Origin of the sequence: Sphingomonas trueperi (genome assembly GCF_040545665.1) — a bacterium.
GTDB classification, from domain to species: domain Bacteria; phylum Pseudomonadota; class Alphaproteobacteria; order Sphingomonadales; family Sphingomonadaceae; genus Sphingomonas; species Sphingomonas trueperi_B.
Map to the genome: position 1 here is coordinate 227,389 of NZ_JBEPMH010000001.1, position 25,080 is coordinate 252,468.

The following is a 25,080-nucleotide window of genomic DNA, read 5'->3' on the forward strand; positions in this document are numbered from 1 at the left end:
TGGCGGCCGGGACGGGCCTCTTACCCGGTGCACCGATCCCCTGCGCGCTCATCATCCCGGCAGAAATGGTTCAGCCAACCCGCTTTGGGGGCCGCGCTGATAGTGCGGCGAGGGGGCTTGGCGACATGAAGACGGCCGAGCCGGGCATGCACAGCGATATGCGGTTTCCCCTATAGCCGAACCCACGAATGTCCCGCCCGCGTCTCAGGGCATACCCCTGCGGAATACGCCAGGAGGGAATGTCATGGGAAATGATGAAACGGTGCTGCGGATCTTTCATGCGCTACTGCCGGAGACGAACGCGAAGGATCGGGACGCCGCCGTCGACGCCCTTCACGGCGCGGCCAAGATCACCGTCTGGCAACGGGATCAACCCTGCGAGTCGGCGTTTGCGGGGGGGCGCATCGGCTGCCTGCTGACAGGAGTGGTACGGCGATATTGCGTCCGCGCGGATGGCCATCGCCAGATCCTCGACCTCCCGGTCGCCGGCGACTTTCTCGGTCTGGTGCCGTCGAGCGCTTCCTTGTTGACCGAGGCAGTATCGAGCGACACCCAGATCGCCTCCTTCCGGCCGGAACAGATCGCTACGCTCGTCGAACGCTATCCGGCCATCGCCGCGATGCTTCGGGACCGGCTGACGGCCGCGGTCCGGCGTCTCGAGGATCACCTGTTGGTACAGGGCCGCACCACCGCGCTCGACAAGGTCGGCGGATATCTGATGCTGCTGCGCGAGCGCACGCCGCAAAGCAGCAGCAACGGACTGTTCCTGCCGATCTCGCGATACGATATCGCCGATCATCTCGGCCTGGCGGTCGAGACGGTGAGATGCTGTGGCAAACGGTGACCGTATGGCGTCAGTCACACGCTCTTCCTGGTAGCGCTGTATCGGGCATGCGCTAACTGCTTCGGCATGCTGGCGAAACTGTAGGCACCCCAACGTCAAACTGTGGTAGGGTCCGCCCGCGTGGCCCCACAGCTGCGAGTCTCCGGGGAGGCCACGAGCCGATGGCGCAGCGCACCGAGCCACAGTCCACATCCGACCAGCCGCCCTATGACGCGGTCCTAGCGGCGATCTGCCATGGCACGCACGTTTGCGCCTTCTATGAAACCGAAGAGGACCTTCTCGAGCTTGTCGGCCAATTTTTTGCGGCCGGCGCGCGGCGCGGGGACCGTTGCATGTGGGTGATGCCGGAGGGCATGAGTGCCGATCCGCTCGGCCGCGGCGAGGTCGAACTCCATTCGGCGGCCGACATTTATCAGAAGGGTGGATCGTTCGAGGCCGGCCCAATGGTGGATATCTGGTACGAGAAACTCGCCGCCGCGCTCACGCAGAACTACGCTGGCCTTTCTGCCAGTGGCCACACCTGTTGGCTGCAGCAGAGAGATTGGCAAGCCTTCATGGAGTATGAGAATTACTTGAATAAAGTTATTGTCGATAGGCCGATTTCTTTGCTTTGCACCTATCCGCTCTCGTCTTGCAAGGCAGGGGATGTCCTCGACGTCGTTCGCGCCCACGAGGTTGTTCTTGCCAAACAACAAAAGCGTTGGACGGTGATCGAGAGTCATCTGATGGATGATCGCCTCGACGCTTTGGAATGCGCCAGCCGGGTGGCATCCTTGTCCCGGCGGGAGCGGCAGGTTCTGTTGCTTGTCGCGGAGGGCGACACCACCAAAGGCATCGCGTTCGATCTTGGTCTCAGCGTTCGGACGGTCGAGCTCCATCGCGAGCGCGCTGTCCGGCGCCTCGGCGTGCGGACCATGGTCGAGGCGATACGGCTGTTGACGCTTGCTTCGCCGGCGGTGCCGTTAATGGACGTGCGACGTCACGAAGCCGGCAATCATCGGTGCTTTCCCACCTAACCCGCGCTTGCGTAGCCGTTGCCGCCATGCGCAGCCGGCTGTGCTCTGCCCCGCGGTAGCGACAGCCATTTTTTTCGGGAGTCAAAGCCGACCTGACGATCGTCAAGGCGGGCCGGCCTGTCGCCGCTAGTCTGAACTCTCGACGGCGCCGTCAAGAACGGCGTTGGGCGCTTGCCGATATTGGTCGCAGCTGAGGACTAGGACGATGATGGTCTCGGCGGAATGGGTGACCGCGGCGGGAACGGCGATGGCTGGCTTCGCGGCGCTGATCGCCGGATGGGCGGCCATTCGCGGCGTAGATGCCTGGCGCTCGGAGCTTGTGGGGCGGCGCAAGGCGGAACTAGCGGAGGACGTGCTCGCCCAATTTTATCGCGCTCGTGACGTGCTTATCTGGGCACGGCTTCCGTACCGGCCGCTCGATCTGGCGCCGGAGGTGGACGACCCGGACCAGCGCCATCGATCGCATGCCTCGCCTATCGAACGCCTGACCCAGGAGAGCACGCTTTTCTCCGAGCTCCAGGCGAGCCGCTATCGCTTCATGGCCTATTTCGGAGAGGAATCTGCCCGTCCATTCGAGGAAATGCGTGCGATCCACGGCGAGATCATATCGTCCGCCGAGTCGCTCATCCGCGACCCGAACGAACGTGCCGACGACACCGAGCGCGATCGTTGGGAAAACGCGATCGGCTGGGTCGATGATGGGGAGGACATCCTGGCGCTGCGCCTTGCCGCAACCATTGCCGCGGTCGATCATGTTTGCCGTCCGCTGATCGCCGATCAGCATCCTCCACGGCCTGCCGTTCGGGCGGCCAGCCTCGCTCCGGTGCGCGCCCAACCCGTTCAAGGCTCCGCCAAACCTTCCGATGGAGGGAACATGCTGCCCCATTCCCCCATTACCGTTTCAAGGAGATGATCCGTGACCGACCAACAAGAAGCACCGGTGAAGAAGGCGCTGTTCGTCCGGCTCGTCGCCCAATCCGGGAAGGGCGGGGCGCTCGAGACGTTCCTGCGCGATGGTCTCGCAGCCGTGTTGGAGGAGCCCGACACGACGAGCTGGTACGCGGTCCGCTTCGGCGACCACGACTTCGCGATCTTCGACACCTTCCCGAGCGATGCGGGGCGGCTCGCCCATCTCGCCGGCAAGGTCGGACGCGCGCTGGTCGCGCGCACCCCCGAGCTGCTGGAGGGCACGCCCAGGATCGAGCATGCCGAGGTGCTGGCCTTCAAGTTGCCCGATAGCAGCGGCCAGGTGCGCGGATGACGTCGCCCGGCTCCCCGGGCATGGAGCGGCGTCCGTTCGGCCCCGTGCCGCGCGAGGTATCCGTGATCGGGCAGGGAAGCTGGTACATCGACGAAGCGCACCGGCCGACCGCGGTGGCAGCGCTGCGCCGCGGCCTTGATCTTGGCATCACCCATATCGACACCGCCGAGATGTATGGCGACGCCGAGATCGTGGTCGGCGAGGCGATAAAGGGGCGGCGCGACGAGGTTTTTGTCGTCTCCAAGGTGCTCCCCGGCAACGCGTCGCACAGCGGTACCGTGGCCGCCTGCGAGCGCTCGCTCGGTCGGCTTGGGACCGACCAGCTGGACTGCTACCTCCTGCACTGGCCCGGTTCGCATCCGCTCGAGGAGACCTTTGCCGCCTTCGAGCGGCTCCGCGAACAGGGCAAGATCCTGTCCTGGGGCGTCAGCAACTTCGACGTGCCCGATATGGAGGCCGCCTGGAACGCCGGCGGCAAGGGCCTGATCGCCTGCAACCAGCTACTCTACAACCTCGGCGAACGTGCGATCGAGCACGCCGTGCTGCCATGGTGCGAGGCGCACGACGTCGCGGTGGTTGCCTATAGCCCGTTCGGCCATGGCGACTTCCCTGGGCCGGGCACGCCGGGCGGCGCGGTGCTGGAGGAGATCGCCGCAGCCCATGGCGCGACCGCGCGCCAGGTGGCGTTGCGCTTCCTCGTTCGGCGACCATCGGTACTGGCAATCCCCAAGGCGTCCAGCGCCGAGCACGCAGAGGACAATGCCGGTGCCGGCGCGTTGCGGCTGCGTGCGGACGAGATCGCGCGGATCGATCGCGCATTCCCGCTCGGGCCGCGCCCGCGCCGCCTACCCATGCTGTAGTCTCTGGAGGTTCAGACGCTGCCGCGCGGCATCTGCAATCGAACACGGCGCCCCGGCGTCTCAACGGTCAGGAGGTTCGCATGCGAGACACCAAGGCCTCCGGCGTCGTCCGCGTCCGTGGCGCGCGCGAGCACAATCTCAAGAACGTCGATGTCGACGTCCCGCGCGACGCACTGGTCGTGTTCACCGGCGTGTCGGGGTCGGGCAAGTCGTCGCTCGCCTTCTCCACCCTCTATGCCGAGGCCCAGCGCCGCTATCTCGAATCGGTCTCGCCCTATGCGCGCCGCCTGTTCCACCAGACGGAGGTGCCCGAGGTCGACGAGATAGAGGGCCTGCCGCCGGCAGTGGCGCTGCAACAGCAGCGCGGATCGCCGACCACGCGCTCGTCGGTCGGCAGCGTCACGACCCTCTCCAACCTGCTGCGCATGCTCTATTCGCGCGCCGGCGACTATCCGCCGGGCCAGGCCCATCTCGATGCCGAAAGCTTCTCGCCCAACACGCCCGAGGGTGCCTGTCCGCGCTGCCACGGCCTCGGCAGGATTCACGAGGTCACCGAGGCCTCGATGGTCCCCGATCCCTCGAAGACCATCCGCGAGCGCGCGGTTGCCGCCTGGCCGACGGCCTGGGGCGGCCAGAACCTGCGCGACATCCTAATCAGTCGCGGCATCGACGTCGACACGCCGTGGCGCGAGCTTCCGAAGAGGGTGCGCGACTGGATCCTGTTCACCGAGGAGCAGCCCCAGGTGCCGGTCTATCCCGGCTGGAGCCATGACGAGATCCAGCATGCGATCCGCCGCAAGATCGAACCGGCCTATATGGGAACCTTCTCGAGCGCGAAGCGCCATGTCACCCACAGCTACGCCACCACCCAGAGCGCGATGATGAAGAAGCGCGCTGCGCGCTTCATGATCGCCCAGCTCTGCCCGGTCTGCGACGGCAAGAGGCTGCGCCGAGAATCGCTGTCCGTTCGCTTCGAGGGGCTGGACTTCGCCGAAATGAGCCGGCTGCCCATGGCAAGTTTCTCGAAGATCTTCGCGCCCTATGCCGAGGCGAAAGCGGCCAGGCTCAAGGCGCTGCGCAAGGCTCATCCGGAAAAGGCGCTGGTCGTCGCGCACAACGCCGGCGACCTGTGCCGCCGGCTATCGGTGCTGCTGGACCTCGGCCTCGGCTATCTGACGCTGGAACGCAGCACCCCGACCTTGTCGCCCGGGGAATCGCAGCGGCTGCGGCTCGCCACCCAGGTCGTCTCCAACCTGTTCGGCGTCGTCTATGTGATGGACGAGCCCTCCGCCGGTCTGCATCCTGCCGATACCGAAGCACTGCTTCGCGCGCTCGACGGGCTCAAGGCGGTCGGTAATTCGCTGTTCGTGGTCGAGCACGAGATGGACGTCGTCCGCCGCGCCGACTGGATCGTCGATGTCGGCCCTGCGGCGGGCGAGCAGGGCGGCGAGATCCTCTACAGCGGCCCGATCGAGGGCCTGCGCGGGGTTGCGAGGTCGGAGACGCGGCGCCACCTGTTCGACGAAGGCGGCGGGCTGCCGAGCCGACAGCGCGAGCCCACGGGCTGGCTGAAGCTGGAGGGCGTCACGCGCAACAATCTGAAGCAGGTCGATTGCGCGATCCCGCTCGGCGTAATGACCACCGTCACCGGTATCTCCGGCTCGGGAAAATCGAGCCTGGTAAGCCAGGCGCTGGTCGAATTGGTCGCCGCCGCGCTAGGCGCCCCGGTTGCACCCGAAGCGGTGAGCGATGCCGAAGCAGCGCTCGACGAGCGTCCCGCTGACGTGACCGAAGGCCGCATCATCGGCGGGCTGGAGGGGGTCAGGCGGCTGATTGAAGTCGACCAGAAGCCGATCGGCCGCACGCCGCGCTCCAACCTAGCCACCTATACCGGTCTGTTCGACCATGTCCGCGCGCTGTTCGCAGCGACCCCCGAGGCCAGGAAGCGCCACTACGATGCCGGCCGCTTCTCGTTCAACGTCACCAAGGGCCGCTGCCCCCGCTGCGAGGGGGAGGGGTTCGTCATGGTCGAACTTCTCTTCCTGCCAAGCGTCTATGCCCCGTGCCCAACCTGTCAGGGTACCCGCTACAATCCCAAGACGCTCGAGATCCGCTACCGCGGTAAGACCATTGCCGAGGTACTGGCGCTCACCGTCGAGGGCGCCTGGGAATTCTTCGATGATGCGCCGAATGTCTGCCGGTCGCTGAAGGTGCTTCGTGAGGTTGGGCTGAACTATCTCCGCCTGGGGCAGCCCGCGACCGAGTTTTCGGGCGGGGAGGCCCAGCGGGTGAAACTCGCCACCGAGTTGCAACGCGCCCAGCGCGGCGGGGCGCTCTATGTACTCGACGAGCCTACCACCGGGCTTCACCCAACCGACGTCGAGCGACTGCTCGGCCAGCTCCATGCGCTGGTCGATGCCGGCAACAGTATCGTCCTGGTCGACCACGACATGAAGCTGGCCGCGGCGAGCGACTGGGTGATCGACGTCGGCCCGGGCGCCGGCGATGGGGGCGGGCGGATCGTCGCGAGCGGGCAGCCGGCGCAGGTCGCCGCCTGCCGGGAAAGTCGCACCGCGCCCTATCTTAAGCGTGCGCTCCACGAGGCAGGCGGACGGGCGGTCCCGACCGCGGGCCGTATGCCATGACCGATCTCCTTTTTTAGTGCGTGCGGAGGGCGTAGACCCTTGGGACGACTCGATCTGCAAAGGATAGGTATTGTGATGCCCGAACCGATCCGCATTCTGCTGCAGACCACCATTCCGACGATCGCCGACGACTGGCATATCGGGCGCTTCTCGATGCTGCGCGACCTGCTCGCCGGGCTCAAGGATGGCGACGGGGCGCCGCTGACCCGGGTCACCGCCCGCGACCGGGACAGCGCGACCGGGCCCGACGCGGTACTTTCGACCCTCGACGCCTCGGGTTATGACCAGCTGTGGCTGTTCGCGGTCGATACCGGAGACGGCCTCGACGCCGAGGACTGCGCCGCCATCTCGCGCTTCCGCAAGAAGGGCGGCGGGCTGATGGTGACTCGCGACCATATGGATCTCGGCGCGTCTATCTGCGCGCTCGGCGGGGTCGGCGCCGCGCATTATTTCCACTCGAAGAATCCGGAACCCGATCCCGATCGTCACTGCATCGACGACGACGGGACGCCGACGATTTTGTGGCCCAACTATCATTCAGGCGCGAACGGCGATTACCAGAGCATCGAGGTCGTCGGCGAACGCCATCCCGTGCTGGCGGACCCCGAAGCGGAGCACGGCGTGCTGCGCTATCTGCCCGCCCATCCCCACGAAGGCGCGGTCGGCGCCCCACCCGAAGATCCGAGCGCGCGGGTGATCGCTACCGGCAAGAGTGCCCTTACCGGTCGGCGGTTCAACATCGCCGTGGCGTTCGAGCCGTCCCAGGCGGGCGGGCCGGCCATCGCCCAGTCGACCTTCCACCATTTCGCCGATTACAATTGGGATCCGGCCGCGGGCGCGCCGAGCTTTGTCAGCGAACCGCCGGGCAATACGCTTCCCCGTACTCCCGAGGCGGCCCGATCGGCCCGCCTCTATGCGCACAACCTAGCGCTATGGCTTGCCGGGCGGAGCTCCTGACGGCGTATCCTGAGCACATCCCCGTCTTCGCCGCGGTCTCCGGCTGCCAACGATGCTGGCAAACCGATTTAGGTCGCTGAAATCACGGAAAACGCATCGGCGTTTCTTGTCTAGGTCCGTGAAAAGCGGCCCCAATTCTTCGGCCCATCGTCTCGATGAGCGGGAAAGGGGCCAACGTCAGAAGGAGCTAAAGGCAAGCTCACCAATCCTCAGGGGGCTCTTAGGCATCTCCTTCGAAGTGCCTATGCCGCGCTGAGCTTCGGTTTGCGGCTGCTCCCGACCAACTTGCGTCGTTCGCCCCTTGTGTTTTCCTGCGGCAGCTTCCGCCGGAACCTGCCGCTCACGAGGCCAAGCCGCTTGCCGGGCCTGTCCCGTGAACCGCATGCGGTTAGTGCGATTTCGCGTGCGGAAGGAGCGTCGCGAGGCTTGCCGCGAGTTCTGCGTTGCGGAATGGCTTCGTCAGTCGGGCAAGGTCGGGATCGACGCCATCGACTTCCGCATAGCCCGACACGATGAGGACCGGCAGCTCCGGTCGGCTGGTCCGCAACTGGCGGGCGAACGCTGCACCGCTCATGGCCGGCATCAGGTGATCGGTCACGACCACGTCCGGCTTCAGTCCGCTATCGAGGAGCGACAGCGCCTCCTCCGCCGAACGCGCCTCCCTAACGTCGTATCCGAGGTCCATGAGCATGTCCGCGGTACTCATGCGGACGAGTTCTTCGTCGTCGACCAGGAGGGCCACGCCGCGGCCAGTCTCCACCGGGCAGGTCTCGTAGCCGCGTCGTTCCTCTTCTTCCGCGACGGCGCTGAGCGGCAGCCATAGCGCGACTGTTGTCCCTGTCCCGACCGCGCTTTCGATGGTGAGGCCTCCACCGAGTTGGGCAGCGAGGCCATGTACCATCGACAAGCCAAGTCCCGTTCCCTTGCCGACGCCCTTTGTCGAGAAGAACGGCTCGGTCGCGCGAGAAACCGTCTCCGCATCCATGCCAATTCCGGAATCGCGGACGGCAAGACGCACATATGGCCCCTGCGTGAGGCCCGACGAATGATCGGCTTGTAGCGTTTCCCGACTCGCCTCGATCGTCAGCGCACCGCCCTCCGGCATCGCATCGCGTGCGTTCACGGCGAGGTTGAGCAGCGCCATCTCGAGCTGGTTCGGATCCGCCTTGGCCGGTGGAAGATCAAGGGCGAGGTCCAAGCGCAGGTCTACCGTCGGGCCCAGCGTCGATCCCAGCAACTCGACCAATCCGTTTACCAGACGCGCTACGTCGACCGAGGTCGGCTGCAGCGGCTGGCGTCGCGCAAATGCGAGCAGGCGCTGCACGAGTGTCTTGGCCCTCTCCGCGGATTGCAGTGCGCCGTCAATCAGCCGCCGCTCGCGCTCGCTGCCGACGTTCTTCCGGACCAGCATGTCGAGCGAGCCAATGATGGGCGTCAGCAAATTGTTGAAGTCGTGCGCGACGCCGCCGGTAAGGCTCCCCATGGCCTCCATCTTCTGGCTCTGGCGCAACGCCTCCTGGGCATTGGCAAGGTCTGCCTCCCGCGTCTTGGCATGGGTCAGGTCTCGGCCCACAGCGATGAAGTTCAGACCGTCGGGTTCGGGCGCAACCGTCCATTCGATGGACTTCCACTCCCCGTCCCGGGTGCTGATCCGGTTCTCGAAGCGCGTCGGCAACCCGGTGCTCGACATGCGCCCGATCGCCTCGAGCGTCGGCGGCGCGTCGTCCGGGTGCATGAACGTCGCATAATCACGGGAAAGCAGTTCGTCTTCGCTCCAGCCGAGAACCAGGCTCCATGCGGGGCTTACAGCGGACATCCGGCCACGGTAGTCGGCGCGCGCGAGCATGTCCTGAGACAGGTTCCAAAGCCGGTCGCGCTCAGCGGAACGCGCTTCGACCTGCGCCTCCAGCGTCTCGTTGAGCGCACGCAAACGGCGCTCGCTTTCCCGCAGCGCGTACTCGCCGCGTGCCCGCTCCACGGCATTCCGGGTACGGTCGGCGAAATCGTTGATCAGGGCGAGATCGCCGTCGCTCCAATTGCGCGGAGCATCATGATTGACGAAGAACACGGTGACCAGCCGGCCATGTTCCAGGACGGGCGCGTTGACGAAGGCTCGACTGCGCTTGCCTTCCAGCGCGTCGGCGGCGCCTGCGGTGCGTTCGTCCAGGCGAACGTCGTCGATGACGGTGAACTCGCCGCGCTTGAGGCTGTCAATGAACGAGCCATAATCCCGCAGCGCGAGGACCCCTGCTAGGGAGTCGACCCCGGGTGCGGTCCAGTCACGGTCGACGTGCAGCGTTTCGGCGTCATGATCGATGGCCGCATACCCCACCCGGGAGCTGCCAAGCGTTCGCCCCAGTACCTCCGATGCGGCAGCGGCGATATCCGCCGGGGATTTCAGGTCCTTGATGGCTTGGGTGAGATCGGCCAGCGCACTCCGCCGAACATCCGTCACCTTGCGTGCGGTGATGTCCAGCACGGTTCCCGCAATGCGAATGCATCGGCCCGACGCATCGAACACGCCGCGGCCCTTCGCGGCGACCCAGCGTTCAACGCCGTCCTCCTTACCGACCGTCCGGTATTCCACGTCGTACAAGGCACGGCGTTCGGGATCGGCAGCGGCGAAATAGGCATTCAGGGTCGCCTCCCGGTCACCGGGGTGCACGCCCTCGTAAAAGTCCGCGATCGTAACCGGCACATCTGGTGAAATGCCGAACATCGCCTTCGTGCGCGGGGGCCAGATCAGCTGGTCATGGAGGACGTCGACATCCCAGAAACCGACATCGGCGTTTTCGACGGCGAGACGCAGTCGCTCCTCGCTATCCCGCAAGTCCCCCTCAGCGCGTTCTCGTTCCTGCGCCAGGCGCGCATTCTCGATCGCAATCGTCGCCAGCCGGGCAAGGCCTTCGAGGCGGGCGACCGTTTCTGCGGAGTGATCCTGTGGCACCGACCAGTAGGCGCCGAGTGCCGCAACCGGCTCCGGCCTGCCGATCGGAACCATGATGAGGCTTCGTACGAAGGTCTGGGCGTACGCGTTTTGCGGAACCCGGTCATCCAGCCGGACGTCGCGTATCGCGACGGTCTGACGTTCCCGGATCGCCCAGCCGGAGACGCATTCTTCGATCGGGAAGCTCTGCCCCTGCCAAAGCGGCGCAACGGCGTCCTCGCTGATGTAGCAGCACCGACCCCCGACCTTGACCGCCACGGCGATGCCTTCGGCTCCGACGGCAGCGCGGGCGGTATCTCGCAGGACATCGATCACTGCCTCGAGCGAGTGCGCGGCTACCAGCCGCTCGCTCGCGTCGAGAATTTTGGAGATCATTTCGGTATCAGCGTCATGCCGGGCGGCCTTGTCATAGGTCGTCGCGCTAATCGACGCGGACGCTTCCTCAAGGCTATGGGAGGTTGACCTCATTCTGCGAGTATACAGCGCCGGGCCTATAACGCCATGTAATCTTCAAGTTTTTCCGAGGGTTTAAAGGGTATCGTGACCAAATTTTTTTCGCACGGCGACGTCATCTGGAATTTCACCGTTGCCCGCCCAGGGGCATTGGCAACGGCCAGAGATCGCCAGTTCGCAGCTGTGTCGTTTCGTACTTCGTCCATGGTGACTGACCCGAATGTCTGGTTAATCCATTAGCGGCCAATGGCGGATAGCCGCGCCAACGGCCGCTTCGTCCCACTGCTCGCCGTTCAGTGGGGCAGTCCGCGCTCCCGTAGAGCGCGATTCATGAACATGAAAAGATTTCCACGTCCAGGAGCCACCAATTGGGCCGCTAGGCGGCGTGGACAAATTTGAGCCAGTATCTCGCGGTGGCGAGATGGACCATGCCGAGGAAGCTGTTGGCCAGTTGATCGTAGCGGGTGGCGATGGCGCGGTTGATTTTGAGCTGCCCGAACATGCGCTCGATGCGGTTGCGCTGCTTGTAGAGCGCCCGATCATGTTCGATTTTCACGCGGCGGTTTGAGCGGCCCGGAATGACGGCCTCGATTTTCCGTGTGGCAAGGTCGGCACGGATTGCGTCGGCGTCGTAGGCCTTGTCGGCGAGCAAAGCGTCAGGTGCGCGCTCGGGCAGGCCGATCAGGGCGTCATAGGCTTTGCAATCTGCCGCTTCGCCGACCGTCAGATGGAAAGCGAGAGGCCGTCCGAGGGCATCAGCCAGGCAGTGAAGCTTACTGGTGAACCCGCCCCGCGAGCGGCCAAGAGCGCGTCGATGAGTCCCCCTTTTCCGCCCGCTGCCGAAACGTGGGCGCGGACTGTGGTGCTGTCGATGCTGTAGTGGCCGCTGTCTGCCATGATCTCGGCCAGCGTGACCGCTACAGCCTCCCAGACCCCGGCTTCACTCCATCGCCGGAACAGCCGATAGACGGTGTTCCAGCTGCCATATTTGGGCGGCACGTCGCGCCACGGTGCACCGCACCGAAGTCGCCAGAGTATACCGTTGATGATCGAGCGGTTCTGTTCGGGAGGCCTGCCTCGGCCCCGGTTCGCGGGCTCGATGGGCAACAAACCTTTCAGAACGCGCCATTCCGCCTCGGTGAGATCGCCCCTGCTCAAGCCTAACTCCAAAAAGCAGCCTTGAATCAAGCAGGACGCCCGGCGTCAATCGTGAACACGATGCGTTGCGAACGACGCATTGTAGGATAAGCTCGGAGCATGACGGAAGCTTATGAATGGGATGGCGACTGGTCGGCAATCGACAGCATGAGCGAGCGCGAAAGCTTGGAAGACGAGCTACGGCGTGAACTATGCTCGTCCCATATAATATACGGCATCGAAGCTGCTGCTATCGGCCGAAGATGGCGGCGCGACGACGTGCTATTCTTGCTGCGCGACGGACGGTTTGCCCAAGTGCACCTTACTCGGCGCGCAGAAGCAAATCCCCGTTGGCCGGACACCCAAATCTACGCAAGCTTCGAGGAATGGAAGTCCGTCCCTGTGGAGGATCGCTGAGAGCGCGAATTTAGCTGTCAGATTTGTCCACGCCGTCTAGTGACTGGGGATTGGGTCTTGATATGACGTTGAACCTTTCTCGTGGAATGCAACACAGCCGACATTGTCACCTAGTGGCCTGCAGAATTACCGCGGTGGCTTCGCGCGGCATGTCCCACATCGGAAAATGACCGCTATGCTCGAACCAGTGCAGCGTCGCGGAGGGGAATGCCGCTATCGCGCGGCCGGCCTGACGGGCCAAGCACAACCGGTCATGCTTGCCCCAGCCGATGATGAGGCGTTGCGTCGGATCGGCCGCTGGGCCTTGCTGCTCGGCGCCATGGGCAAGGTCACGGACAAGGGCATCGAATGTCGGCGTGTCCGTTATGCCCGTCAGTTCAGTACACACAAATTCGGGCGACAGGGCGGAGGGTTTCGCGGACAGCTGGGCCAACAGCGCCGTGCGCGCCACGGCGCTGCGGCTGATTGCTGGCAGGCGCGATCGCAGGACGCGCAGCAACTGTGCGGAGAGGCTGATCGTGGTGCGGAAGAAAGAACGCTCCCAACCGCGCCAGAAACCACCCGGATCGAGTGCAACGACATTGCCGACCTTGCCCCTTCGCGCGAGTTCCAGGACGATTCTGGCACCCATTGAGCTGCCCACGACATCGATACCAACAAGGTCTTTCGTCACGAGGTAGCGCTCGACGCTGCCGACCAGACCCTCGAACGAAACGCTGTCCTGTTCGGCCGGCGTCGCACCGTGCCCCGGCAGATCGATGGCGATAACCGTTCGTTCTACTGCCAGGCCATCCAGGATCGGCTGCCAGCTATGCCAACTACTGCCTAAGCCGTGGATGAGCAGCAGCGGCTTGCCACTGCCACGGGTGATCTGGTGCATATGAAACTCCGTCCTGTTCGCGCCACTCAACGATCGAGCGAGGGGAACGGCGCCGGATATCGGCGAACGAATGCCGGTTCTGGAGAAGCGGTCAACCCGGCTGGATGACCGCTTGTGGGTCATCTCATTCGGCGGCTTTCGACGAAACCTGCCGTTAGGCCAGCAGCCTAGGAGTGACAGCAATGTCCCAGAACACGTCGATCGCGCTTGCGGCAGCAGTCGACCAGGTGTCGCCGTTCATCCGTGATGGTGCGAAGGTCCGGATCTGACAGGTGCCGCCGGTCGCGCTGCGGGGAGATCCCAGCTCATGTCCTGTAGCGGACCTTAGCACTTAGTGCCAAAAGCAGCCTTATGGTAGTGATCCGACATTCCAGCCCAGATGATGGCGAGCGCGTTATCGAAATATGGCGCGACGCGGTCGATGCGACGCATGACTTCCTTTCACCGAAGGATCGAAGTGCGATCGACGAGATGGTATGCGGGTTTTTGCCGGCCGCTCCGTTGTGGCTAGCTGTTGATTTCAACGACCGGCCTATTGCTTTCATGTTGATAGACGGCGGGCATATGGAAGCCCTTTTCGTTGATCCCGAGGTCCGAGGACAAGGCGTTGGCGCAGCCCTAGTGCGGCATGGATTGTCGCTTCAACCCACGATGACGACCGACGTCAACGAACAAAACGATCAGGCTGTCGGCTTTTACGAGCGGTTGGGTTTCACGAGAACCGGACGCTCACCGCTCGATGGGCAAGGTCGGCCTTACCCGCTGATCCATTTGCGTTATCAAGGCTAACTCAGTCTTCGCTTTCGACCAAAATTCGCCGTTCCCCAGCCTGGGTGGGCTGGGTGGGAATGACAGCTCCTACTGAAAGCTGCCATTTCCATTCGATCCAGTAGTCCTGCAGCATTGCTGTCTGGCTATCATGCCTTCGAAGAAAGGTCGCCATTTCCTGAAAACCGGATATAGCGCTCACCTCATCCGATCCCGGAATCGTCAGCCCGAGTATCGCTCCGCCATGTACCGTCTCGGCGAGGTGCCCAGCGCCTTGCGGAACATCGTCACAAAGCTGGGAACGCTTTCATAGCCGAGGTCCCCAGCCACTTGCTGGATCGAGGCGCCCGCGGCGAGCCACTTGACTGCCAGCACAACGCCGAGCTGCTGGCGCCAGCGGCCAAAGCTCATCCCGGTCTCTCGATGGATCAGCCGCTCCAGCGATCGTTCGCTCATGGCGGCGCGCTGCGCCCAGACCTTCAGGCTGCCCCGATCCGCGGGCGACGCCATCATCTCGTCGACGACCTTGCGCAGGCGCGGATCGCTGGGCATCGGGAGATGCAGATTCTCGACTTGGGCCGCCGCAAGCTCGTCGAGCAGCACCGCCACCAGCCGCGCGTTGGCGCCATCCTCTTCATAGAAATACGGCAGATGCGCAGCGCGGGCCAGAAGCTCGCGCAGCAGCGGCGTCACCGAAACCGCGCAGCAGACCTTCGGCAACTTTCCGGCCATGGCGGCACCGACGAACGCATTATAGCCTTCGAGCGCGCCACTTGCCCTGATTGCGTGCAACGCGCCACCGGGGATCCAGATCGCGCTGCGCGGCGGCACGATCCACAGCCCGCCTTCGACCTCACAGCTGAGCGCGCCGCGCTGGACGAGCAGCATCTGCCCTTTCTTGTGGCAATGGGGTTCAAGCTCGAAGCCGTCCGCGTCGGACATCTGTGCACCGAAGGCCACGATCGGACGCGGAACGTCGTCCGGTTCGATCCATTCGAAGTCCTGCAAGTCGCTGAGGATCGGCATCCTTACGCCCTACGCAAAATAAGTTCGGCTGGCGAGATCGGATAACATCTTGTCTGTCCTTCGTAATGACGCCAGTACGGCGCGCGTCTATCCGGGTTGCCATTCCGCCGAGCCGATCCGGCTCGCGGCATCGCGAGGACCCATCATGAATACCCTGACCAGCCCCCGCGTCTCGGACCTTCTGACGGCGCTGCACCGCGAAGCTGAGACGAGCGATCGAGCACATGTTGCGGAGATGCAGGCCAAAATTGTGGCGCCGGGCGCATCGATCGAGGGCCTGGTTGCGGATTTGCTCGCGGATGAGCGCGCCGACTATCGCGCAGCTTATCGCGACCGCGCTGACAATTTCCTCGCGGTCTCGCCGTATTATGGGCGTTTCCTCTATGCGATCGCACGCGCCCGCGGGGCGACCAGGGTCGTCGAGTTCGGTACGTCGATGGGAATTTCGACGATCTATCTCGCCGCCGCGCTGCGCGACAATGGCGGCGGGCAGCTCATCGGCAGCGAGATGGAGCCGGCCAAGGTGACGCGGGCGCGGGCCAATCTCGACGCGGCGGGGCTGGCAGATCTCGTTGAAATCCGTGCCGGCGATGCGCTCGAGACGTTGAAGGACCTCGGCGGCGTGATCGACCTTTTGCTGGTCGACGGGGCCTTCTCGCTTTACCTGCAGGTGCTCAAGCTGGTCGAGCCATGGCTTAAGCCCGGCGCTGTGATCCTCGGCGAGAACGCCTTCGAGCCTGGCTATCAGTCTTATGTAAGCGATCCTGCTAACGGGTATGTTTCTTTCGCCCTGCCGGATGCAGGCCGCGGCAATGCATTCACCGTGAAGGTTTCGTGATGCTCGCCGCTGGATCAACGGAGCGCCCCATCAAGGGGCCGGGACGGCTGAGCAAGGCGTTGATGCGGCTGTGGATGAAGCCCGCAACTATCGTGGCCAACGATCAATTGGCCGATCGATTCCATCTTATCACACTGGAGGGGCCCGCGCTCGCTGATGTCGCGTGGATCCCAGGACGGAAAGTGCAAGTCGCAATGGGTTCAGCCTTCGCGACGCGAACCTACACGCCGATCGAATGGAACGCGTCGGCCGGGCGAACATGCATATTGGGCTATGCGCATGGCGACGGGCCGGGAAGTACCTGGGTCCGCAGCGTTGCGCCGGGTGATCAATGCGACATTTTTGGTCCGCGCCCATCGTTGGACCTGTCTCGCCTCCAGTATCCGCTTTTCATCACGGGCGACGAGACCTCGATGGGCCTTGTTTATGCGGCAAGCCATCAAGACCCAGCACGCCGCGTATCGGCCTGTCTCGAAGTCTCAGATCTAGAGGCCGCCCGGCGCGCCGCGGGACACCTTGGCCTGCAGGATATCGCGTTTTTCGCGAAGGGAGCCGACGATGCTCATATTACGGCGATGCAAGCGGCGGTATCCGAAGCAGCCGCCACTGGCGCGTCTTCCGTGCTGACCGGAAACGCTGGGACGATTCAAGCGCTTCGCCAAAACCTGCGGCTGCAATCCAAATCCGCCGCACGCGTCGTCACCAAAGCCTATTGGGCGCCGGGCAAGACTGGCTTGGACTAACCTGGCACGGTACAATGCCGCTTGCCTCGCCTGAACCTGCCCGACCGCTCCCGGCCCGATTTCGATCCTCTCGATCGCGGGTCGGGCAATCGCCGGCATCTCGACTCGGAACGGCAAGGCCCCACTTCTCCCCATGCAGACAACCGGCGACAGTCGGCCAACTCAGGCCGTTCACGGGTAGTGCTGCGAACGCCAGCTTTGCCAAACTGGTTGTTAGCACGAACTCCGGCGAAGCTCGTGGAGCCAGCTGCCAGCAAGCCTTCCCGACACGGGCTGCTTGGTGACTTTGGGCGCCTACTTCGCCCGACTCTCTAATCGTTACGGCGTCGTTTGACACCCTTCAATTTACGGCTATAGCAAGTGCGACTCAGTCGCAGTAGCAAGCAAGGGGAGCCTTCGTGATCCATCCAATCGCCCGCCTGACCGGGGCGGCGAGCCTATTCGCCTACCTATCTTCCGCAATGGCGTTCGCGCAGGCGCAGCAGACCGCCGTCGCCGCAGGGCAGGACGGCAAGCCTGATCTTGCCACCATCACCGTCACCGCGACGCGCCTCGCCACCGACACGCAAAAGGTGCCCGCGACCGTCACCGTCGTTACCGACGAGAAGATGGCCGACCAGCTGGTCAACGACGTCAAGGATCTGGTGCGGTTCGAACCCGGCGTGAGCGTGCCGCGCCAGCCCGCCCGCTTCGGCGCGGCATCGGGCACCACCGGCCGTGCGGGCAATGAGGGCTTTGTCGTGCGCGGCATCGGCGGTAACCGCGTGCTGATCCAGGTGGACGGCGTGCGCGTGCCCGACGGCTTCACCTTCGGTGCGCAGAGCGTGGGGCGCGGCGACTATGTCGATCTTGGGCTGGTCAAATCGGTGGAGATCCTGCGCGGCCCGGCCTCGGCGCTCTATGGCAGCGACGGCCTGGCGGGCGCGATCAGCTTCACCACCGCAGACCCCAGCGATTTCCTGGCCGGCGGCAAGTCGGTGGGCGGGCTGGTGCGGGCCGGCTACCAGTCGTCCGACCAGGAATGGAGCGAGACCGGCATCCTTGCCGGGCGCAGCGGCGCCTGGTCAGCAATGGTCGCCTATACCCGCCGCGACTTTTCCGAACTGGAGAACCAGGGCAGCGTCGGCGGCAGCGGGGCGGCACGCACCAAGGCCAACCCGCAGGACGGTGAGTCGAACGCGGTGCTCGGCCGGATCGTCTACGAACCCGGCACCGGCCACAAGCTGCGGCTGACCGGCGAATATCTCGACAACCGGATGGACAGCAACGTGCTGACCAGCGTCAGCGCCAGCGTCGCCGGGACCATCGCCAACGACAGCACCAAGCGCAAGCGCGCGGCGTTCGACTGGACCTGGGCCGGGCAGGGCGCGATCCAGCGCACGCGACTCAGCCTTTACTGGCAGCAGGCCGAGGACCGCCAGTTCTCCGCCGAGGACCGTGTCACGCTCGCCGACCGCACCCGGCTGAACACCTTCGACAATCGCGTGTTCGGCGGGTCTGGCGAGATCGTGTTCGGCTATGAGACGGGTGCGCTGCGCCACCGCCTGATCGTCGGCGCCGACGCCAGCCGTACCCGCCAGGAGGGCATCCGCGACGGCACCGTGCCGCCGGCGGGCGAGACCTATCCCACCCGCGCCTTCCCGATCACCGATTTCACGCTGGCCGGCCTGTTCGTCTCGGACGAGATCAGCCTCGGCCCGGTCACCTTGTTCCCGGCGCTGCGCTTCGACCATTATGCGCTCGATCCGAAGAAGGATGCGGCGCTGCCGGCGTTCAACTCGGCGAGCCAGAGCGGCTCGCGCGTCTCGCCCAAGATCGGCGCGACGCTGGCGCTGAGCCCGGACGTGAGCCTGTTCGCCAATTATGCGCAGGGCTTCAAGGCGCCCGAGCCGAGCCAGGTCAACCAGTTCTTCCAGAACCTCGCCTTCGGCTATCGTTCGGAACCCAACCCCAATCTGAAGCCCGAGACGAGCCGCAGCGTCGAAGGCGGCATCCGCTTCGGCGGCGGCGGCGTGCGCGTGCAGCTGACCGGCTTCCATGCGGACTACGACAACTTCATCTCGCAGGAAGTGGTGGGCGGCGCCTTCACGCCCGCCAACCCGGCGGTCTATCAGTTCATCAACCTCGACGAGGCGCGGGTGAACGGCATCGAGGGCCGGGTGGATGCGCAGCTCGGCCGCGGCTTCACTGCGAACCTCGCCTTCGCCTATGCCGATGGCGACGTGATCCGGAATGGCGCCAAGGCGTCGCTCTCGACGGTGGATCCCGCGAAAATCGTCGGCGGGTTGGGCTATCGCGCGCCGGACGGAGCGTTCGGCGGTCAGCTGATCGTGACGCACAGCACCCGCAAGGAAGCGAGCGCAACCACCGGCGTGTGCACCGCCGCCTGCTACCGGCCGGATGCCTTCACCATCGTCGACGCGACCGCCTTTGTGCGGCTGACCCCGGGGCTCACGTTGCGTGCCGGCATCTTCAACCTGCTCGACAAGAAATATGCCTGGTGGAACGACGTGCGCGGCCTCGCCGCCAGCTCGACGACCACCGACGCCTATACCCAGCCGAGGCGCAACGGCAGCGTCTCGATCAGCTACCGCTTCTGACCATCGGAGGGCACATCATGAAGTTTCGACGTTTCGGCCTGCTGGCCCTGAGCCTTGCCGCCATGGTTCCGGCGCTGCCTGCCCAGGCGGACGGTCCGGTCAAGCCCCGCACCGCCGCCGAGGAACAGGCGTCGTTTGAAGCCGACCGGCGCGACATCCTCACCATGGCGGGCACCTTCAAGGTCCGCTTCGATATGCAGGAATCGACCGCCTGGCGCGCCGACTACACCCCGATCGACCGGTCGATCTCCGGCGGCAACGAAGTGGTGCGGGTGATCGAGGACACCGGCCGCCATATCGTACTCCAGCATCTGCTGGTGGTCGAGCAGGGCGGCAAGACCATGGTGATCAAGCACTGGCGGCAGGACTGGGACTATGAACCCGCCCGTGTGCTTGTGTACGCCGGCCCGAACGAATGGAAATGGGAAGCGGTGCCCGAGGCGATGCGGCGCGGCCGCTGGTCGCAGACCGTGTACCAAGTCGACGACAGCCCGCGCTATGGTAGCTGGGGCCAATGGACCACCGAAGCCGGGGTACGGCGTTGGCATTCCGGCTGGACCTGGCGTCCGCTCGCCCGGCGCGATGCGGTGCGCGGGCCGGTCTATGACCGCTATCTCGGCATCAACCGCCACCAACCGACGCCGACCGGGTGGATCCACTGGCAGGACAACACCAAGATGGGCGTGATCGACGGCAAGCTGCAGCCGGTCGTCCAGGAATATGTGCTGAACAGCTACACCCGCTTTGACAGCTATGACGTCAAGGCGGCGGACGCCTATTGGGCGGCGACCAAAGGCTATTGGGCCGCGATCCGCGCGGAATGGGAACGCATCGCCAACGCAAAGGGCGGCATCCGCATCACCGAGGCGGTGCAGGCGGGGACGGTGATCGCCAGCCGGCTGCTCGAGATCGCCGAAGAGGTGCTGGCCGGCAAGAGGAAGGAAGCCGACGCGATCGCCCTGGCGAAGACGCTTATGGATCAGGCGACCAGGGCCGCCTGATCCTGCGCGCGGGCCGGGGAGTTCGAAGGCCACCGGCCCGCGCGCGAACTGCATGGCTATGTGCCGCACCTTGCGGCGCAGCGGAAAATCGAGGCGCGCCATACCGCGTGCTCGTGCGTGCGAAGGGACAGGGTGAGTTCAGTTTGCCTCGACGCCTATCAATGTGGAAAGTGGTAAAATGAGCCAGGTGCACCTGCTGTCATCTGCTACGCGATCACGTAGCCGCTGAACGTCGGCTTCTCAGAGCAGCTGCCGTTCAACATGCCGTTTGGTCACGGCCGTAATGTCCCAAGCTTAGGCATTCAGCGCTTTCAATCGGTCGAGCTGGCTATGGCGGCTTCGTCCCACACTCAGCCCTGGCGCAGACCGGCGCGCTACATCAATGAAGTCGGTTTCCGGAACTGCTGGGCCGAGCGCAAGCCCAAGAACGGAGGAAAGCCATTATCCTCATCTAGGGTAGGCGGTCTCATATGTCGCAGGACTATCAAGCCAATCGGTTAATGCGGATTCCCGCCAGCCCATGCAGCGGGTGCTGATCCGGATGTTCTGGGGGAAGGTGCCGGCTTCCATCCTCCGATAGAGGGTGGAGCGGGTCAGGCCGGTGCGTTCGAAGCACTTATGACCGGTCGCTTACCGGACCCGCAAACAGCGGGTCTGTTTGTCGGGATTCACACTACGTGAGGTTAGCCGGGCAGGATCTGGAAATATCGTTGCCTTGTGTCGGGTGGCGCCTCACGGGAGGCTCGCAAAGCCACGTTGGGACCTTTTCCGACGTATAGCATTGCGGATGCGCGAGCGTGGGCAGCGGCGCTGAATGAATGCACCGAACGCGGCATCGATCCTGCACAGAAGCTACGGGAACGCCGAGCCGCGGGGATGACAGTGGCTGAGGCGCATAGGATAGAAGGTGCGCGTGTTGGGTTGCGTCCGATAATCGGGATCGCGCTTGCCCCGGTTTACCATTGTTGAAGCGTGCGAGTTGCGACTCCATCGGCGGCGATCTCCAATTGGAGCGCACCCGATGGTTACAGCATTTGTCTGATTGTCGGAACCGATCTCCAAGGTGCGATCGCCCGCAGTCACGTACGAGGCGGCGAGGCGACGCCACCCTAGGATTTTGCCTCGTTGAAGGCACCATCAATCGCCGACAGCACCGCCGTGTGGATGGCTATTCGAGCGTCTGCGATGCGCTTGTTGTCCCGGCTGGGGTTCACCCGGTTGCTCAGCAGGATGATGAAGGCGCCGCGTCGCCGGTCGATATATATGGAGGTTCCGGTGAAGCCGGTATGGATCAGCGCGTCGGGGGAGGCCCGGGGCCCGGCGAAGCTGCCGGCGGCATCGGGCATGTCCCAACCCAGCGCGCGCGAGGTACCCGGTGGATCGGCCTGACGCGTGGTGAAGGCGGCAACGCTCGCCGGCTTCAACAGAGGTTTCCCGCCCCGCAGATAGAGCGCGGCGAGCTTCGAGAGATCCTGTGCGGTCGAGAACAGCCCGGCATGTCCGGCGACGCCGCCCAGCACATAGGCATTCTCGTCATGCACCACGCCGCGTACCAGCCGGTGTCGAAACACATCGTCCTGTTCGGTCGGCGGAATCCGCGCCAGTTGGCGTGCCGAGGGATTGAAGGCGGTATCCCGCATCTTCAGCGGGAGGAACGCATGGTCGTGCACGAAGCGGTCGAGCGGCTTCCCCGACACGTGCTCGACGATTTGGCCCATGAGGATCATGTTCTCGTCGCGATATTGATAGCGCGAACCTGGTTCCCACACGACCGGCATGCGATCGATCAGAGCAAGAAGCTCCTGCCGGTTGCGGCTGTGCTGCCAGAGCAGATCGGTGGTGAACAGACCGGAGCTGTGGCTGAGCAGGTGTCGCACCGTGATCCGCTCGTGTCCGGGCGTGCCGGCAAAGGCCGGAAGATACGCGGCCACCGGACGGTCGAGGTCCAGCAGCCCGCGGTCGTAAAGAAGCTCGGCGGCGGTGGTCGTGCCGACCACCTTGGTGAGCGAAGCGAGATCGAAGATCGCATCCCTGGGCATCGGCGGCGCATCGGGCGCGGAAGAGATCTTTCCGAAGCTTTGCAATGCCACGAGGCGGCCGCGCATGCCGATCGCGACGACGGCACCGGGAAAGGCCCTGCCGACCCAGGACTGGATCTCGCTGAAGGCTGCAGAGAATCGCTCGGTCGACACGGTGGCGGCCGCGGCGCTTCCGGGTCGCTGGCACAGGTACGCGAGCATCGGCGCAAGGGTGATCGACTGCACGAAGCGGCGCCGTCCGATCGTCATGGGCGCAGTTCCGTCACCTGGCGGACATGCGCGTCGACGGCCCGCCGGCTGAACGGAAACGGCCGCGCTTGGCCGGCCAACCAGGCCGCGTAGCCGTCCCGATAATGCGGGGAGCGGGGATCGATCGACTGGCCCGGCAGCGACAGAACCTGGCTCGCGTCCCAATTGCCGACGTCGCAGACGATCAGGAAGCTCGCGCCGTGGCTGACGGTGCAGTTGCGGGCGGCGACATAGCCGCGCGCCATCACGGTGTAGCCGTCGCCGCCCGATCTGCCGCCCTCGATTGCCGGAACGGCAGCGGCGATCGCAGGCCGGCTCGACAGCGGATGGCGCAGGGCGACACGGTGGGCGTCGCCCCAGCGCCAAGCCGCTGGGTCGGCTCCGAATCGGCGCTCCGCTGCGTCCCAGGCCCGGCCGAGCGCCGCGGCAAGGAGCGCGTCGCGTGCCGCTTCCGGCTCGGACCCGAGCCGCGCATCGGGGTGCGTGAGCAGCGCGAGCATCGGGCGCGGGTCGATCGACGTGACGAGGTCGCGGGCGGCAGCGGGCACGATCGCGGCCAGGAACGCTGCGCCTAGCTCGATCCAAAGCATCTCGAAAAGGGCCGCGGGGCCGCTGTCGGCGCCCAGACGCGCATCCCAGCCGCGCAGCATCGCCGCCGCCTGCGCCGCCTTGCCCTCGAGATCCCGCGGCAGCAGCGGCAGCAATGTCTGCGCCGGCAGCGACAGATCGTCGTGCTGCAAGGCCACGCTCTCGTTCACCCCATGCTTCCCAGACTCGCCGAGGACCTGCGCAATCCGATCATAGCGATAGGGTGCGTTCCAGGTGAAGCTCGTCACGCGCTTGCCCGGCGACCAGTCCGGCGGAAGGTTGAACTGGTTGGCCGAGGCGAACCAGCCGCTTTCGGGGTTGCGCAGCGTCGGCATCGCTCCGGTCGGGTGGATACCCTGCCAGTCATAGCGTCCGTCGCCGGGTACGGGCAACAGGCCGTCGTGCCGGGTGCGGATCGGCACATGGCCGAGCAGCCGCCAGCCGATATTGCCGTCGATATCGGCATAATGGAGGTTGGTCGGTGCCACGTGCAGCCGGGCGGCCTGCGCAAGCTCCTCCCAGTTCCTGGCGAGGTTGAGTGCGATGATCGCAAAGGTCATGTTCGCGCCGGGACGCAGCGAGACCGACGCCATCGCCGTGGCGCGGCGCCGGGCAGGGTCGTGCAGCAGCACCGGGCCGTGCTGGGCGGTGCGGAGCGTCACCACCACGTCGGGGGCATCTTTCACGCGGATCGTCTCGGTCGTGGTCGCGAACCGCTTCCATTGGTCCTGGTGGCGATAGCATTCCGGGTCGTCGGGCTTGAGTTCCAGGATGTAGAGGTCTTCCTGGTCGATGTGCGAATTGGTCCGCCCGAAGGCGTAATAGTCGGTATGGCCCTGCATGATCCCGGGCATGCCGGGGCTGCCGGCGCCGATCACGTCGAAGCCAGGCGCGGTCAGGTGGGCGAGGTGGCGCGGCGAGAAGCCGCCGATTCCGAGATGCGGATCATTGGCGAGGATCGGGCGGCCGGTGGCGGAGCGCGCCGCGGAGATCGTCCATGCGTTGCTGCCATGCGCTTCGCGATCGAGCCGGTCATAGACCGGGTCGTAGGACGCGAGCACCGCGTTCCAGGGCAGGGGACCTTCGGTCTCGCCGAGGATGCCCAGATCGGCCTTCGAGACGGCCGCGACATCGAGTCCCTCGGGCAGCCGGGGCTTCCAGTCCCAAGCCAGCGGCGCGGTCAGCGCATCGAGATCCAGCAGCCCGCGCGCCGCCAGCTGCGCTCGGCGGACTTCGTCGGAGCTGCTGCCCATGTCGCCGCTGCGAATGCGGACCAGATCGGCGATGTCCCAGCGCAGCGGCCGCAGCTTCAGCACGCCATATTCGGGTGGCAGCAGCGACGGGTCTGCCTCCAGCTCGGCGACGCGGGCATTGATCCCGTCGACATAGCCACGGGCACAGGCCACCACTTCGGCCGGGAGAGCTGCCAGTTCCGCCTCGACGTCGCCGCGATAGAGCAGCAGGCGGGCGGCGTGGTCATGGGGGACGAACCGCGCGCCGAACGACTCCGCCAGCCTGCCGAGATCGCGGCGCAGCTGCAGATCGATCTGGAACAGCCGGTCGCGGGCGACGACATAACCCTGCCCGAAATAGGCATCCGGAATGGAGGAGGCGCGGATATGCGGCACGCCCCACGCGTCATCGGCAATGGTCACGATGTCCCCTATGCCCATGGCGTTCACCCTTCCCGTGGGTTTGGTGCGCCCGTTGAGCGCCATCGCCGTGCTGCCCCACCCGGCAAGGGCGATGGCAGCGCAGGACTGGAGGAGCGCGCGGCGGGGATGGATCGCGTGCAGTCCGGGAGGAGCGCC

General features: G+C 65.1%; 21 protein-coding genes. 14 read left to right on the plus strand and 7 right to left on the minus strand.

Features of this window, described 5'->3' with window-relative positions:
* Positions 1-244 precede the first annotated feature (244 nt).
* The 7 genes from ABIC65_RS00980 to ABIC65_RS01010 all read left to right on the plus strand — a co-directional run bounded on the left by ABIC65_RS00980 (position 245) and on the right by ABIC65_RS01010 (position 7,583).
* Positions 245-844 carry a hypothetical protein gene (locus ABIC65_RS00980; RefSeq protein ID WP_354306344.1) on the plus strand — a complete coding sequence of 200 codons (600 nt, stop codon included), beginning with the start codon at positions 245-247 and terminating at the stop codon, positions 842-844.
* Positions 845-1,005: 161 nt separating this feature from the next.
* Positions 1,006-1,860, plus strand: a complete 855-nt coding sequence (locus tag ABIC65_RS00985; protein WP_354306345.1) for an MEDS domain-containing protein — start codon at positions 1,006-1,008, stop codon at positions 1,858-1,860.
* A gap of 205 nt (positions 1,861-2,065) precedes the next feature.
* A complete protein-coding gene (locus ABIC65_RS00990) occupies positions 2,066-2,773 on the plus strand; it encodes a hypothetical protein (RefSeq protein ID WP_354306346.1) in 708 nt (235 codons plus the stop codon).
* Between the two features lie 3 nt (positions 2,774-2,776).
* A complete protein-coding gene (locus ABIC65_RS00995) occupies positions 2,777-3,121 on the plus strand; it encodes an antibiotic biosynthesis monooxygenase (protein ID WP_354306347.1) in 345 nt (114 codons plus the stop codon).
* Positions 3,118-3,981, plus strand: coding sequence for an aldo/keto reductase (locus ABIC65_RS01000; protein ID WP_354306348.1), 864 nt, complete (start codon positions 3,118-3,120; stop codon positions 3,979-3,981). Before ABIC65_RS00995 ends, ABIC65_RS01000 begins: the two co-directional genes overlap by 4 nt.
* A gap of 80 nt (positions 3,982-4,061) precedes the next feature.
* On the plus strand, positions 4,062-6,626 hold the full coding sequence (locus ABIC65_RS01005; protein WP_354306349.1) for an excinuclease ABC subunit UvrA: 2,565 nt from the start codon (positions 4,062-4,064) through the stop codon (positions 6,624-6,626).
* Positions 6,627-6,701: 75 nt separating this feature from the next.
* A complete protein-coding gene (locus ABIC65_RS01010) occupies positions 6,702-7,583 on the plus strand; it encodes a hypothetical protein (protein ID WP_354306350.1) in 882 nt (293 codons plus the stop codon).
* Positions 7,584-7,971: 388 nt separating this feature from the next.
* On the opposite strand, the gene ABIC65_RS01015 is transcribed toward ABIC65_RS01010, so the two are convergent.
* Both ABIC65_RS01015 and ABIC65_RS01020 read right to left on the minus strand, forming a co-directional pair.
* Positions 7,972-10,998, minus strand: coding sequence for a PAS domain-containing protein (locus ABIC65_RS01015; protein WP_354306351.1), 3,027 nt, complete (start codon positions 10,996-10,998; stop codon positions 7,972-7,974).
* 361 nt (positions 10,999-11,359) lie between these two features.
* A protein-coding gene (locus tag ABIC65_RS01020) for an IS5 family transposase (RefSeq protein ID WP_354306352.1) occupies positions 11,360-12,141 on the minus strand; the annotation gives its coding sequence in 2 pieces (ribosomal slippage) (positions 11,360-11,817 and positions 11,817-12,141; 783 coding nt in all).
* A 99-nt stretch (positions 12,142-12,240) separates the two neighbouring features.
* On the opposite strand from ABIC65_RS01020, the gene ABIC65_RS01025 reads away from it, so the two are divergent.
* On the plus strand, positions 12,241-12,537 hold the full coding sequence (locus ABIC65_RS01025) for a hypothetical protein (protein WP_354306353.1): 297 nt from the start codon (positions 12,241-12,243) through the stop codon (positions 12,535-12,537).
* A 106-nt stretch (positions 12,538-12,643) separates the two neighbouring features.
* On the opposite strand, the gene ABIC65_RS01030 is transcribed toward ABIC65_RS01025, so the two are convergent.
* Positions 12,644-13,417: an alpha/beta fold hydrolase gene (locus tag ABIC65_RS01030; RefSeq protein ID WP_354306354.1), complete on the minus strand. Its 774-nt coding sequence runs from the start codon at positions 13,415-13,417 to the stop codon at positions 12,644-12,646.
* A gap of 351 nt (positions 13,418-13,768) precedes the next feature.
* Between ABIC65_RS01030 and ABIC65_RS01035 the strand changes: the two genes are divergently transcribed.
* On the plus strand, positions 13,769-14,206 hold the full coding sequence (locus ABIC65_RS01035) for an acetyltransferase (RefSeq protein WP_354306355.1): 438 nt from the start codon (positions 13,769-13,771) through the stop codon (positions 14,204-14,206).
* A 201-nt stretch (positions 14,207-14,407) separates the two neighbouring features.
* Here ABIC65_RS01035 and ABIC65_RS01040 read toward each other — a convergent pair whose 3' ends face one another.
* On the minus strand, positions 14,408-15,211 hold the full coding sequence (locus ABIC65_RS01040) for an AraC family transcriptional regulator (RefSeq protein ID WP_354306356.1): 804 nt from the start codon (positions 15,209-15,211) through the stop codon (positions 14,408-14,410).
* A gap of 145 nt (positions 15,212-15,356) precedes the next feature.
* Here ABIC65_RS01040 and ABIC65_RS01045 point away from each other — a divergent pair, with 145 nt between their 5' ends.
* From ABIC65_RS01045 to ABIC65_RS01060, 4 genes are all read left to right on the plus strand, one after another.
* The gene (locus tag ABIC65_RS01045; protein ID WP_354306357.1) at positions 15,357-16,049 is read left to right on the plus strand and encodes an O-methyltransferase; all 693 of its coding nucleotides are present in this window, start codon (positions 15,357-15,359) and stop codon (positions 16,047-16,049) included.
* Positions 16,049-16,792, plus strand: a complete 744-nt coding sequence (locus ABIC65_RS01050; protein WP_354307749.1) for a siderophore-interacting protein — start codon at positions 16,049-16,051, stop codon at positions 16,790-16,792. Before ABIC65_RS01045 ends, ABIC65_RS01050 begins: the two co-directional genes overlap by 1 nt.
* A gap of 461 nt (positions 16,793-17,253) precedes the next feature.
* Complete coding sequence (locus ABIC65_RS01055) at positions 17,254-19,392, plus strand: TonB-dependent hemoglobin/transferrin/lactoferrin family receptor (RefSeq protein WP_354306358.1); 2,139 nt, start codon at positions 17,254-17,256, stop codon at positions 19,390-19,392.
* Positions 19,393-19,409: 17 nt separating this feature from the next.
* Positions 19,410-20,393, plus strand: a complete 984-nt coding sequence (locus ABIC65_RS01060) for a DUF6607 family protein (protein WP_354306359.1) — start codon at positions 19,410-19,412, stop codon at positions 20,391-20,393.
* 447 nt (positions 20,394-20,840) lie between these two features.
* Here the strand turns inward: ABIC65_RS01060 and ABIC65_RS01065 are convergent, their stop codons facing one another.
* Positions 20,841-20,990 (minus strand): helix-turn-helix transcriptional regulator, encoded by a 150-nt coding sequence (locus ABIC65_RS01065; RefSeq protein WP_354307750.1) that lies wholly within the window; start codon positions 20,988-20,990, stop codon positions 20,841-20,843.
* 99 nt (positions 20,991-21,089) lie between these two features.
* Between ABIC65_RS01065 and ABIC65_RS01070 the strand changes: the two genes are divergently transcribed.
* On the plus strand, positions 21,090-21,362 hold the full coding sequence (locus tag ABIC65_RS01070; protein WP_354307751.1) for an integrase arm-type DNA-binding domain-containing protein: 273 nt from the start codon (positions 21,090-21,092) through the stop codon (positions 21,360-21,362).
* 140 nt (positions 21,363-21,502) lie between these two features.
* Here the strand turns inward: ABIC65_RS01070 and ABIC65_RS01075 are convergent, their stop codons facing one another.
* Positions 21,503-22,681 carry a serine hydrolase domain-containing protein gene (locus ABIC65_RS01075; RefSeq protein ID WP_354306360.1) on the minus strand — a complete coding sequence of 393 codons (1,179 nt, stop codon included), beginning with the start codon at positions 22,679-22,681 and terminating at the stop codon, positions 21,503-21,505.
* Positions 22,678-24,924, minus strand: a complete 2,247-nt coding sequence (locus ABIC65_RS01080) for a penicillin acylase family protein (RefSeq protein ID WP_436286687.1) — start codon at positions 24,922-24,924, stop codon at positions 22,678-22,680. Before ABIC65_RS01080 ends, ABIC65_RS01075 begins: the two co-directional genes overlap by 4 nt.
* Positions 24,925-25,080: the final 156 nt, after the last annotated feature.